Raw genomic sequence first — 12,341 nt, 5'->3', positions numbered from 1 at the left:
CTAACTCACAGTGAGCGGTCGGAGCGCATGAACGCTGCGATCGTTGCGGGCTCGCCAAGCACATCCACCTGGGCCACCGATGTGCGTCCGGTGAGAAGCAGAATGACTTCCGAGGGTTTTCCGACCAGGGTGACGATGCGATCGCCGGGGTGGAGCGTGACAGGATCTGTTTGTCCAGTCATCTCGACGCGCACACCGACGGGAGAGCGACGGGCGAGGGCCCGCCCGTATTTGCGAATGATGTCAGCTAACCGTAATTCGGCCCGATGACCGAGCTCTCGAGGACGCCAGTCGGGTTGGGCTCGCAGCAGATCCTCATGGCGGATGAAGTACTCCATGGAGTTAGCCGCGGAGTCGAGACCGGGGATGCGGAAGACCGAGAAGCGACCTGGACCGTGGGCGAACCGGGCCACGAGATCCTCGAAAGATCCCGAGGCTTCTAATCTATCAGCGCGCGCCTGAGTGACGGCGTCAAAGACGTTGACGGCCATCCCGGGGACGGCAAGCGGGTCGTTCTCCCTCAACAGGAGGTGGGTCAGCAGATCTCGGGCCGTCCATCCTTTGCACAGTGTCGGGGCGTCGGGACCGAGTCGTGACAGATCTGCGGCCAGGCCAGCTCGTTCGTCTTGGGCAATGGACATCCAGGTCCTCCTTCGGGCTATGGGTCTATTTTGCCAGTACCGGTCCGAAGCGCGGCGTCGGTCTAAGGTGTCAGTGGTCCGGTGTTGAATGAGGCGCGTGCAGATTGAAGAACCAACCCTGGCCCCCGCGATCGCGGCAAGGTTGCGCCGTAATGACGCTGGGCTGGTGCCCGCCGTGGTGCAAGACGCTGCGACCGGGGACGTCCTTATGATGGCGTGGATGGATGACGTTGCTTTGGCCCGCACCCTAGCAACCCGACGGGCCACTTATTGGTCCCGTTCTCGTCAGGAGTACTGGGTCAAAGGGGAAACCTCTGGTCATACTCAGCATGTGCGTTCGGTGAGACTTGACTGTGACGGAGATACGCTCCTGCTGCGCGTCGACCAGGTTGATGGTGCCTGTCACACTGGTGATCACACCTGTTTTGATGCTGATGTTTTGCTAACCGAGGAGGTCGAGTCGTGATCGACGTCACCTCTTTGCGTGAAGGGCCCGTGGCTCGTGCTGTCAATCACACGGTCGTGCTGGTCCGAACCACGCTGGTGAGTGATGATGACACTCCTGTTGGGGCGATGACCCATTCCGTCGCCGGAATTCAACTGCATGGTCGCACCGTGGCGCTTAAGGATCGGGTAACACATGTTCAGGCTGGTGCCGGAAGTGTGCTGGACTCGGTTGGATCGCGCGACAACGCCGAATGCGAGAGCAAGGCTGTTGCGGTTATCCAGGTGGCTCAGAGCTCCGGATCGCTGTCCGCGCTGCGGGAGGATAAGCGGTGACGCCTCCGATCCCAAGTGGCTGGCGGGTCGTGCTCGGTGCCGTCCCAATGATGACGGCGGTCCTTATCAGCGTATCCTCGCGTCGTATCTGGCTCGAACGAGCCGGAATCGGTTTGACGGGGGCCGACGTTACGGGTGGACTGATGACGGCCACGGCGTTGATGCTCATCGTGACGGTGGCTTTTTTGCTTGTGGTGAAGACAATTGGTCGTCGCGTCACCGGTGTCCTGCAGGCTCTCGTAGGGATAGGGATCGTGGCCATCGTGGTTACCCATCGCACTGCCACAGCGCATCAGTGGGCCGCTCAGGGCGTCGATGCAGGAGCTCCTCAGGATCATGTCAGCGCATGGCCTTGGGTATGCTTCGTTGCTGGGGCATTGACGATACTGAGCGGAATTGGGCTAGCAGTGTTAGCAGACCGTTGGCCTAGTCGATCCGCTCGGCGCATGGGCGAGCTGACCGGTGACCCCCGGTCGGTCTGGGATGCCTTAGACAGGGGGGAGGATCCAACACTCGGTGATGTTGTAGAGGTGCCAGCCGAGAAGGCCGAGTCAGCCCTCCCACCGTCCCACAATGAGGCGTCGCGTCCAGGATCATCGGAATCGACCGTTGATAAGTCAGTCCATAGCGACAGCAGTGGCTCACACAATGGTTAGCGAACCCGTATTGATGGCACATCAGGGTAGGATTAGTACTGGATTCATCGAGTTGCGGACGTCCATCCTCGACCAACTCGCGGGTGCACTCCGTATCTTTGACCAGCTGCGTGGAAAATCCGCGCCTGACCACCGGAGGGAACACCATGAGTGCTGATCGCGCCACCCGTCACTACCAGTACGGCGGGAGTCCCGCAAACTGGGCAGGTTCGATCGTCGCCGTCATCGGCTTCATCGTGGCTACCGTCGGTGCAATGGCCGGGCCAAGTTGGACTACCTGCATCGTTGGTGCCGCCTTAGTCGTGCTGGGTGGAGTCGTCACCCTGGTGATGCGCGCTATGGGCTACGGCGGGGTTCGCTGAATGCCGCCCACTGTTACCGGAACGGTCCTTGACGGAATCATTTCCGGTATTCTCGAAGATCTTCATGAGCGCCAACTCATGGTTACCTCGGACAATCTTCGTGAGGCCATTGAGCTCGTGGCCCCTGCTATCGATCCGATCCCGAGGCTGACAGCGCCCGGCCTGTCGGTTATCTCAGAAATCAAGCGGTCGAGCCTGTCAAACAGCCAGCTGGCTGCTATTCATGACCCTGCCGCACTGGCTGATCAGTACCGCTCCGGTGGAGCCGCTGCTATCAGCGTTCTGACTGAGGAGCGCCGATTTCAAGGATCCCTGGCCGACCTTGACGCGGTGCGTGCGAAAGTTGAGATCCCAGTACTCCGCAAGGATTTCGTTATCGCGAAATACCAGGTGCTCGAAGCCCGCGCACACGGGGCAGACCTTATCCTCCTCATTGTTGCCGCGTTACCTGACGACGACTTGCAACGCCTATATGACTTTGCCATCGAGCTGGGCATGACCCCGCTAGTCGAAGTTCATACCCTTGAAGAGGTAAGTCGAGCTACAGCCCTTGGTGCCCGTGTGGTGGGTGTGAATGCGCGCAACCTCAAGACCCTCGAAGTCGATAAGACCATTTTCAGGGAACTCCTTGGTGAGCTGCCTGAAAACGTCGTCAAGGTGGCGGAATCCGGAATTCTTTGCGTGGGCGAGGCCGTCGAGGTTTATGACCTTGGCGCTGATGCGGTGTTGGTGGGGGAGATGCTGGTCCGCCACGGTGAACCAGCACAGGTATTGCGCAAGATCCACCGTGCCACCGTGTGACCCTGACATTCAATGGAAAGGACGATCATGTCCGCACGAGACTTGCCCGACGCTCGGGGACACTTCGACCGTTTCGGTGGCCGATTCGTTCCAGAAGCTCTCCAAGCTGCTCTTAACCAGCTTACGGAGACCTTCGAGGCCGCGGTAACCGATCCTGACTTTCTCACTGAGCTGGAGGATCTGCGCCGGGAGTACGCCGGACGCCCCTCTCCGCTTACAGAGGCACCGCGTTTTTCTCAGTACATCTTTCAGCAGACCGGTCATCAGGTGCGAGTCCTGCTGAAGCGCGAGGACCTGAACCACACCGGTTCTCACAAGATCAACAATGTGTTGGGCCAAGCCCTGCTGACTCGAAAGATGGGCAAGCGCCGTCTCATTGTAGAGACGGGAGCTGGACAGCATGGCGTGGCGACGGCGACCGTGGCCGCGATGATGGGCATGGAGTGCCGGATCTATATGGGCCAGGTCGACACCGAGCGTCAGGCCCTCAATGTGGCTCGCATGCAGCTGCTGGGCGCCGAGGTCATTGCAGTGGAAGCCGGCTCGCGCACGTTGAAGGATGCCATGAACGAGGCCATGCGAGATTGGGTGGCCCATGTTGAGGACACCCACTACCTCATCGGTACCGCTTCTGGACCTCACCCGTTCCCTAAACTGGTGCGAGAGTTTCAGCGGGTCATTTCTGCGGAGGCCCGTCAGCAGTGCCTTGATCGGGTTGGACGCCTTCCCGACGCCATTTGTGCATGTGTCGGTGGTGGGTCGAATGCCATCGGATCGTTCGCCGAGTTCATCGACGACCCCGAGGTTCGTCTCTACGGTTTCGAGGCGGGCGGTGACGGTGTCGAGATCGGTCGCCATGCAGCATCAATCACCGGAGGTTCCGTTGGTGTGCTGCACGGCACTCGCACCTACATTCTGCAAGATCCGGACGGCCAGACGATGGAATCTCACTCCATATCGGCCGGCCTGGACTATCCCGGAGTTGGCCCCGAACATTCTTGGTTAGCAGCCCAGAAGCGTGCTACTTACCTCCCGGTAAACGACCGCGAGGCTATGGAGGCTCTACGTACCCTCACCCGTACCGAAGGCATCATGCCGGCCATTGAGTCGGCCCACGCTGTCGCCGGCGTTCTTAAGATCGCGAAAGACCTGCCTGCTTACGACGACGAGCCGCCAGTGGTCATCGTCACAGTGTCGGGTCGCGGGGATAAAGATGTTGACACTGCCCTGAAGTGGTTTGCCATGAACGGCAGCGTCGACGCCACTACGGGAGGTATGGAATGACCGGTAGCGCCAGTGCCTACCTCAGGGCCCGCGAAGAAAACCGCCCGGCCCTCGTCGGTTACCTCCCGGTGGGACACCCGTCAGTTCCGCACTCGATCGATGCTATGAAGGCACTGACTACGGGGACTACTGGGACTGGCGTCGACCTCGTCGTGATCGGAATGCCTTATTCCGACCCGATGATGGACGGCACCGTCATTCAGCACGTCACTACCTGGGCTCTAGAGCGCGGGGTACGCACCCGCGACACCCTATTGGCCGCAGAGGCCGTGGCCGGGACCGGAACTCCGTGCGTGATTATGACCTATTGGAACCTTGTCGAGCACTACGGTGTCGACGCTTATGCTCGCGATCTGGCATCCGCGGGTGGCTTAGGGCTCATCACCCCGGACCTCACCCCCGATGAGGCTGAGGAGTGGATGGCAGCTTCCGATGCTTACGGGCTAGACCGTGTCTTCTTGGTTGCACCTTCCTCCACTCATGAGCGACTGACGTCAACGGTCGCGGCCTGCCGCGGCTGGATTTACGCCACCTCAATAATGGGAGCGACGGGAACTCGAACCCAGAAGTCTTCGACAGCCCCCGAATTGGTAGCCCGGGTGAGAGGTGTTGACCCCGACATTGCGGTGGGTGTCGAGTTGGGGGTGTCCAATGGCGACCAGGCTGCCGAAGTTGGCTCTTTTGCTGACGGCGTCATCGTAAGGTCAGCTCTAGTACGTGCTTTCGTTGAGGCTGAGGATCGGGGGGACTCAGTGACGGTAGGAATTGACCGGATGTGCGCCATCGTCGACGACCTGGCGGCCGGAGTACGGCGGGCGGAACGCCAGTGAGTCAGCTATCGATCCCCAGCCCATCAATCGAAGCGTTTCATCTTGGACCGCTAACCATCCACATCTACGCCCTATGCATCCTCGCGGGCATCGTCGTCGCCTATATCAGTGGTGGGCGTCGCTATCAGGCTCGTGGCGGTAAGCAAGAACAATTTGAGGAATTGTGCGCCCTAGCTGTCATTGCCGGAATTATTGGTGGACGGCTTTACCACGTCATTACCGACCATCAGCTGTATTTTGGCCCGGGTCGGACGTGGTACCACTGCTTCTTCATCTGGCAGGGTGGCCTAGGCATCTGGGGCGCCATTTCTCTAGGTGGTATAGCGATCTGGCTATATTGCCGCCGTAAGGGCATTCGCTTCGCGTCCGTGGCAGATTCCCTTGCCCCGGGAATTCTGGCGGCCCAGGCGATCGGACGGTTGGGAAACTGGTTTAACCAGGAGCTTTTTGGCCGCCCGACGAGCCTGCCGTGGGGTCTTGAGATCGACCTGAGTCATCGCTCAGCGGGATATCTTCAGTACGCGACTTTTCACCCCACCTTCCTCTATGAGCTGGTGTGGAGCTTGGTTGGTGCTGTCTTTCTATTGTGGGTCGATCGGCGTTGGACGCTCGATCACGGTCGTCTGTTCACGCTGTACGTGGCGATCTACACTTTTGGTCGTTTTTGGGTTGAACGGCTGCGCATCGATCCGGCCCATCATGTGGGACAATGGCGGCTCAATGACGTTACCGCTCTCGTCGTTTTTACGGGTGCGGTCGTCATACTGATCGTGCTGCAGCGCCGATACGGCGAGGATGACGAGCACAGCTCTTGCTCAGACCATAAAACTCGGTGATCTTGTCGTGATGAGTCCACGAATTGGACGTATGTATCAAGGCGCGGTCATTGTGTGACAATCTGTCTTCCGGTGCGTCTGCGTACCGTGGCCCACCCAGCCTCCGTCGAAAGGACCACCGATGATCTTCGGCCATCACCCCCGACAGGGCCTTTATGATCCCCAATTCGAGCACGATGCTTGCGGGGTGGCCTTCGTGGCCACCATGACTGGGGTGGCTAGCCATAAGATCGTGGAGCAGGGCCTTGAGGCACTGCGTAACTTGGATCACCGTGGTGCCACTGGAGCCGACCCGGCCGCGGGAGATGGCGCCGGCATCCTCGTCCAGGTCCCTGACGCCTTCCTGCGGAGGACCACCGGAATCCGGTTACCTGAGCCCGGAACCTATGCCGTCGGTCTAGCTTTCATGCCTGTTGACGAAGCTCAGCGTGCTCGCGCCAGGGCTGCCATTGAACTCATCGCTGCTGATGAGGGCATCAAGGTGTTGGGTTGGCGTGAAGTTCCTGTGCATACCCATACTCTCTCCGAAATCTCGCTGGGTACTATGCCCCATTTTGAACACCTACTGATACGCGCTCGCGATGGTCGTGTTGGCATGGACCTGGAACGTTTAGCGTTCGTGCTGCGGCGGCGTGCCCAGCATGAAGCTGGGGTGTACTTTGCTTCGCTCTCTTCGCGCACGCTCGTCTACAAGGGCATGCTGACGACTAATCAACTCGAGGAGGTCTTCCCGGAACTCCATGACACAGATCTATCTAGCGCTGTCGCGCTGGTCCATTCGCGGTTCTCGACCAACACCTTCCCTTCATGGGAGCTGGCCCATCCGTACCGTCTTATTGCTCACAACGGCGAAATTAACACAGTGCGCGGTAACCGTAGCTGGATGCAGGCTCGCGAAGCTCTGCTTCAGTCCGACCTCATTCCGGGCGATCTAGCCCGTCTCTACCCGATCTGCACCCCGTCTGGTTCGGACTCCGCCTCCTTTGACGAAGTTCTAGAACTACTTCACCTGGGTGGACGCTCCTTGCCCCATGCCGTTCTTATGATGATCCCGGAGGCATGGCAAGAGAACACCGAGATGTCTCAGGAACTGCGCGACTTCTACGAGTTCCACTCTTTCCTCATGGAGCCATGGGATGGTCCGGCTTGTGTCATTTTTACTGACGGTAACCAGATCGGTGCGGTGCTGGACCGCAACGGTCTGCGCCCGGCGCGCTACTGGGTGACCGACGACGGCCTTGTTGTCTTTGCCTCCGAGTCGGGGGTGCTTGACTTGCCGGACGCCCATGTCGTCGAGAAAGGACGACTTAAGCCTGGGCGGATGTTCCTGGTCGACCTGACAGAGCATCGGGTTGTTGACGATCTTGAGATTAAGGCTCGACTGGCCTCTGCTAAGCCTTATGGGGAATGGCTTGACCAGGGCCGCATCGACCTCGACGACCTGCCAGAGCGAACCCACATCATTCACTCTCACGCGTCGGTAACGCGGCGTCAACAGCTTTTCGGATATACCTCTGAGGAGCTCAAGATGCTTGTCGCCCCCATGGCAAACCAGGGGGTCGAGGCCACTGGAGCGATGGGAACCGACACCCCGCTGGCCGTGCTATCTAACCGTCCGCGGATGCTCTGGGACTATTTCAGTCAGCTTTTCGCTCAGGTAACCAATCCGCCCTTGGACGCTATCCGCGAGGAGCTTGTCACCTCCCTGACGGGCACCATCGGCCCGGAGGCGAACTTGCTTGAGCCTGGCCCGGAATCATGTCGGCAAGTGGTCGTCAACTACCCGATCATCGATTCCGACCAGCTTGCCAAGATCATTCACATCGACGCTGACGGGGAGCATCCGGATCGTAAAACCCACGTGGTGAGGGGCCTCTTTGTTGTTGAAGAGGGTGGCGAGGGCTTGCGTCGGCGTATCGAGGAGATTCGTGCCGAGGTTTCTGAGGCCATTGCTGAGGGAACTACCATCATTGTACTCTCGGACCGCCACGCCACTCGCGAGCTGGCGCCGATTCCGTCCCTGCTCCTCACCTCAGCTATCCACCACCACCTGGTGAGGGAGAAGACCCGTACCCGGGCCGGTCTCGTCGTCGAGGCTGGTGACGTTCGCGAAGTGCACCACGTCGCCCTCCTCATGGGTTATGGTGCTTCGGCTGTCAACCCGTATTTGCTCTTCGAGTCAGCCGAGGACATGGCCCGGCGCGAGGTGTGGGTGTCTACTGACCCTGAAACTGCTATCCATAACGTTTACAAGGCTCTTGGCAAGGGCGTCCTTAAGACGATGAGCAAGATGGGTATATCCACTATCTCGTCGTATACCGGAGCCCAGATTTTCGAGACTACCGGGTTATCGCAGGAACTCATTGATGAGTACTTCGCCGGAACGACGAGTCGCATCGAGGGGGTCGGCCTGACCGAGATCGCTCAAGAGATTCTGGCTCGTCACCTCAGCGCCTATCCGGAGACAGGGGTGCGTCTGGCCCACCGCACCCTCAAACCTGGCGGCCACTACCAGTGGCGTCGGGAGGGGGAGCAGCATCTCGTCGATCCCGAGTCGATATTCCGGCTGCAGTTGGCTGCGCGTACCAATGACTACGAGCAATTCCGTCGCTACACTGACCATATCAACGACAACTCAACCAGGCTCATGACCCTGCGGTCCTTGTTAGAGTTCCGTCACGATCGTCCAGCAGTGCCGCTCACGGAAGTCGAGCCAGCCAACGAGATCGTCAAGAGATTTTCCACAGGTGCGATGAGCTACGGCTCGATTTCCATAGAGGCGCACCAAACCCTGGCCATTGCGATGAACCGGATTGGGGGCAAATCGAATACCGGAGAGGGTGGCGAGGATCCTGAACGTCTCTACGATCCAGAACGTCGTTCGGCTATCAAGCAGGTGGCATCGGGACGATTCGGCGTAACCAGCGAGTACCTGGTCAATGCCGACGACATTCAGATCAAAATGGCCCAGGGAGCTAAACCGGGCGAGGGTGGTCAGCTCCCCGGCTCGAAGGTCTACCCGTGGGTAGCTAAGACCCGTCACTCGACCCCAGGCGTCGGACTCATCTCTCCGCCCCCGCACCACGACATCTACTCCATCGAGGACCTCAAGCAGCTCATTCATGACCTCAAGTGCGCTAACCCCCGGGCTCGGATCCACGTCAAACTAGTGGCCGAGACTGGTGTTGGCACTGTTGCTGCCGGCGTTTCGAAAGCTAAGGCCGACGTTGTACTTATCTCGGGCCATGACGGTGGAACCGGTGCGGCTCCGTTAACCTCGATCAAGCATGCTGGTGGGCCCTGGGAACTAGGCCTGGCCGAGGCTCAACAGACCTTGCTTCTTAATGGTCTTCGTGACCGCATCGTGGTGCAATGCGACGGTCAGCTCAAGACCGGACACGACGTCGTCGTAGCTGCCTTGCTTGGCGCCGAAGAGTTCGGGTTCGCAACTACCGCGCTCATTGTTGAGGGATGCGTCATGATGCGTAAGTGCCATACCGACACCTGTCCGGTAGGTGTGGCTACTCAGAATCCGGAATTGCGTGAGAAATTCGCCGGTGATCCCGACCACATCGTCAACTTCATGATGATGATGGCTGAGCAGACTCGCGAAATTCTCGCTGAGCTCGGATTCCGCTCCATTGACGAGGCTGTTGGCCACGTTGAGGCACTGGATACCCGCAAGGCCATCACACACTGGAAGGCTAAGGGTCTTGACCTTTCGCCGATTTTGCACCAGGTGGACCTTCCCCACGGCTCCCCGCTGCGTCACGTTCGCGATCAAGATCATGACCTCGGGACAAGTCTCGATATGAAGCTCATCGACATGTGTACTGAGGCTTTGACAAATGGCACCCCCGTCCGTCAGGAGGTCAGCATTCGCAATGTCGATCGCACCGTGGGAACTATGTTGGGTAACCGTGTGACGGTTGCCACCCAAGGCAAGGGTCTTCCTGATAACACCATCGACCTCACCTTCACCGGTACTGCTGGACAGAGTTTCGGCGCCTTCGTGCCACGGGGCATGACGATGAGGCTCATCGGTGACGCCAACGATTACGTCGGCAAGGGGCTCTCCGGCGGTCGGGTGATCGTCGCTCCACCGCTCAAAACGCCGTTTCAACCACGTGACCAGATCGTTGCTGGAAACGTCGTCGGTTACGGTGCCACCTCCGGTGAAATCCTGTTGCGTGGTCAGGCGGGCGAAAGATTCTGTGTGCGAAACTCGGGAGCCACTGCCGTTGTGGAGGGAGTCGGCGACCACGGTTGTGAATACATGACCGGGGGAGAAGTGCTGGTGCTTGGCGCTACCGGGCGGAACTTTGCTGCTGGCATGTCTGGCGGGATGGCTTGGGTGCGCAACCTCGACGTCAGCCGCCTCAATGCAGATATGGTCGATGCCCTACCGATGGAACAAGCCGATGTTGATCGGGTTACCGAGCTGCTGGAGCTGCACCAGACCGAGACTGGGTCCACCCTCGCCGGGGAGATTCTGGCACAAGGGGCTGGCGGAATTCGTGAGTCCTTTATGAAAGTGCTTCCGCGCGACTACGCCAGGATGATGAAAGCCATGGTCGACGCTGAGGGGCACGGCCTGGACGAGAACGAGATGACGTTCATGGAGGTGTCTCATGGCTGATCTGCACGGCTTTATGAATGTGCCTCGACAGGAGGCGGAGCGTCGTCCAGTCGAAGAGCGCGTCCAGGACTGGAAAGAGGTCTACCCAGGCGGACCTGGTCACGCTCTGCTGCCCATCATTACAGACCAAGCGAGCCGGTGCATGGACTGTGGTGTGCCCTTCTGCCATACCGGCTGTCCGTTGGGTAATCTCATCCCTGACTGGAACGACCTCATTTGGCGAGACGAATGGCGCGAGGCCCTCAGCTGTCTGCAGACCACCAACAACTTTCCAGAGTTCACCGGTCGATTGTGCCCCGCTCCATGCGAGACGGCGTGTGTCGAAGGGCTTAACCGCGCCCCGGTCACGATTAGGAACGTTGAGGTTGCCATTATTGATAAGGCCTGGGAAGACCGCCGCGTCATTCCGGTGGTGCCTGAGTGGCATTCACTCAAGACGGCTGCAGTGGTCGGATCTGGCCCCGCAGGACTGGCAACCGCCCAGCAGCTCACCCGTGCGGGGCATACGGTCGTCGTCTACGAGCGTGACGACGCCATCGGCGGGTTGCTGCGTTATGGCATCCCGGATTTTAAGATGGAAAAATCGGTTCTCGACCGCCGGATTAAGCAGATGGTGTTGGAGGGTACCGTCTTCAAGACGAATACTGAGATCGGCGTCGATATCACTGGCGAGCAGTTACGCGAGCGGTTTGACGCCGTCGTCTTGGCTACCGGTGCCACCGTTCCACGCATGCTGGATGCTCCAGGTATTGAGCTCGACGGGGTCTGTTATGCCATGGAGTACCTCACTCAGCAAAACCGCGTCGTGGCGGGGGCAGAGGTGCTTGATCAGATCCACGCTGACGGTAAGCATGTTGTCATCATCGGTGGCGGAGATACTGCCACCGACTGTGTAGGCACCGCAGTGCGTCAGGGCGCGGCCTCAATTACCCAGCTGCAGTACAACCCGAAGCCGCCTAAGGACCGATCGGCTAACTATCCCTGGCCCACTTATCCGCTCATTTTACGGGTCTCCAGCTCCGATGAGGAGGGGGGACAGCGGGTGTACTCGACTAATACCGTTGAGATCGTCAGTAATGACCGGGGTCACGTCAAGGCAGTTTGGGTGGTCTCAGGCCATCGTGACGAGAACCGGGTGTTTATTGCGGACGAGGGCAGCGAACATGATCTGCCGGCCGACCTGGTGATCTTTGCGATGGGGTTCGCTCATCCGGAGTATGACGGTGTTGTTGCCGAGCTGGGGCTGGAACTTGACGGACGGGGCAATATCGTCAGAAATGATGCGTATGAGACTAATGTGCCGGGGGTTTTCGCCTGCGGTGACGCTGGCCGCGGGCAGTCCCTTGTGGTGTGGGCCATCGCGGAGGGACGCGCAGCTGCTCACGGTGTTGATGCATATCTCAAAGGATCACCGTCGGTGCTACCGAAGCCGGTAAGACCGTCGGATCGCCAGATGACGGTGTAGCCCCGAGGCGATCTCATGGGCTCGACAGGAGGCGCCATCTAGGAGGA

Annotated in this window: 11 protein-coding genes; 10 read left to right on the top strand and 1 reads right to left on the bottom strand. The window is 59.3% G+C overall.

Annotation, left to right across the window (positions count from 1 at the left end):
• Window positions 1–5: 5 nt before the first annotated feature.
• On the bottom strand, window positions 6–641 hold the full coding sequence (locus tag LRP59_RS05890) for a TIGR03085 family metal-binding protein (RefSeq protein ID WP_002513588.1): 636 nt from the start codon (window positions 639–641) through the stop codon (window positions 6–8).
• Between the two features lie 88 nt (window positions 642–729).
• On the opposite strand from LRP59_RS05890, the gene hisI reads away from it, so the two are divergent.
• The 10 genes from hisI (at window position 730) to LRP59_RS05840 (ending at window position 12,294) form a co-directional block, all read left to right on the top strand.
• A complete protein-coding gene (gene hisI, locus LRP59_RS05885; protein WP_002521627.1) occupies window positions 730–1,107 on the top strand; it encodes a phosphoribosyl-AMP cyclohydrolase in 378 nt (125 codons plus the stop codon).
• Complete coding sequence (locus LRP59_RS05880; protein WP_002513586.1) at window positions 1,104–1,421, top strand: hypothetical protein; 318 nt, start codon at window positions 1,104–1,106, stop codon at window positions 1,419–1,421. The genes hisI and LRP59_RS05880 overlap by 4 nt, the downstream gene beginning before the upstream one ends.
• A 47-nt stretch (window positions 1,422–1,468) precedes the next feature.
• On the top strand, window positions 1,469–2,077 hold the full coding sequence (locus tag LRP59_RS05875; protein ID WP_002521626.1) for a Trp biosynthesis-associated membrane protein: 609 nt from the start codon (window positions 1,469–1,471) through the stop codon (window positions 2,075–2,077).
• Window positions 2,078–2,223: 146 nt separating this feature from the next.
• Window positions 2,224–2,439 carry an HGxxPAAW family protein gene (locus LRP59_RS05870; protein WP_002513584.1) on the top strand — a complete coding sequence of 72 codons (216 nt, stop codon included), beginning with the start codon at window positions 2,224–2,226 and terminating at the stop codon, window positions 2,437–2,439.
• Complete coding sequence (trpC, locus tag LRP59_RS05865; RefSeq protein WP_002513583.1) at window positions 2,440–3,240, top strand: indole-3-glycerol phosphate synthase TrpC; 801 nt, start codon at window positions 2,440–2,442, stop codon at window positions 3,238–3,240.
• Window positions 3,241–3,252: 12 nt separating this feature from the next.
• A complete protein-coding gene (gene trpB, locus LRP59_RS05860; RefSeq protein ID WP_002533062.1) occupies window positions 3,253–4,524 on the top strand; it encodes a tryptophan synthase subunit beta in 1,272 nt (423 codons plus the stop codon).
• Window positions 4,521–5,354 (top strand): tryptophan synthase subunit alpha, encoded by an 834-nt coding sequence (trpA, locus tag LRP59_RS05855; RefSeq protein ID WP_002513581.1) that lies wholly within the window; start codon window positions 4,521–4,523, stop codon window positions 5,352–5,354. The genes trpB and trpA overlap by 4 nt, the downstream gene beginning before the upstream one ends.
• Window positions 5,351–6,190, top strand: coding sequence for a prolipoprotein diacylglyceryl transferase (gene lgt / locus LRP59_RS05850; RefSeq protein WP_148378358.1), 840 nt, complete (start codon window positions 5,351–5,353; stop codon window positions 6,188–6,190). Before trpA ends, lgt begins: the two co-directional genes overlap by 4 nt.
• A gap of 121 nt (window positions 6,191–6,311) precedes the next feature.
• On the top strand, window positions 6,312–10,829 hold the full coding sequence (gene gltB, locus LRP59_RS05845) for a glutamate synthase large subunit (RefSeq protein WP_002513579.1): 4,518 nt from the start codon (window positions 6,312–6,314) through the stop codon (window positions 10,827–10,829).
• On the top strand, window positions 10,822–12,294 hold the full coding sequence (locus LRP59_RS05840; protein WP_148378360.1) for a glutamate synthase subunit beta: 1,473 nt from the start codon (window positions 10,822–10,824) through the stop codon (window positions 12,292–12,294). Before gltB ends, LRP59_RS05840 begins: the two co-directional genes overlap by 8 nt.
• The last annotated feature ends 47 nt before the right edge of the window (window positions 12,295–12,341 follow it).

The organism is Cutibacterium sp. 37298 (assembly GCF_023838685.1).
In the GTDB taxonomy this organism is placed as follows: domain Bacteria; phylum Actinomycetota; class Actinomycetes; order Propionibacteriales; family Propionibacteriaceae; genus Cutibacterium; species Cutibacterium acnes.
This window is presented reverse-complemented; position numbering and strand designations above follow the sequence as displayed.

What these genes read in the sequence shown, in the direction of transcription:
- hisI (WP_002521627.1), top strand. Translation starts at nt 730, where the DNA reads ATGAGGCGCGTGCAGATTGAAGAACCAACCCTGGCCCCCGCGATCGCG.
- LRP59_RS05840 (WP_148378360.1), top strand. Translation starts at nt 10,822, where the DNA reads ATGGCTGATCTGCACGGCTTTATGAATGTGCCTCGACAGGAGGCGGAG.
- LRP59_RS05890 (WP_002513588.1), bottom strand. Translation starts at nt 641, where the DNA reads ATGTCCATTGCCCAAGACGAACGAGCTGGCCTGGCCGCAGATCTGTCA.
- trpB (WP_002533062.1), top strand. Translation starts at nt 3,253, where the DNA reads ATGGAAAGGACGATCATGTCCGCACGAGACTTGCCCGACGCTCGGGGA.
- trpC (WP_002513583.1), top strand. Translation starts at nt 2,440, where the DNA reads ATGCCGCCCACTGTTACCGGAACGGTCCTTGACGGAATCATTTCCGGT.
- LRP59_RS05875 (WP_002521626.1), top strand. Translation starts at nt 1,469, where the DNA reads ATGATGACGGCGGTCCTTATCAGCGTATCCTCGCGTCGTATCTGGCTC.
- LRP59_RS05870 (WP_002513584.1), top strand. Translation starts at nt 2,224, where the DNA reads ATGAGTGCTGATCGCGCCACCCGTCACTACCAGTACGGCGGGAGTCCC.
- trpA (WP_002513581.1), top strand. Translation starts at nt 4,521, where the DNA reads ATGACCGGTAGCGCCAGTGCCTACCTCAGGGCCCGCGAAGAAAACCGC.
- gltB (WP_002513579.1), top strand. Translation starts at nt 6,312, where the DNA reads ATGATCTTCGGCCATCACCCCCGACAGGGCCTTTATGATCCCCAATTC.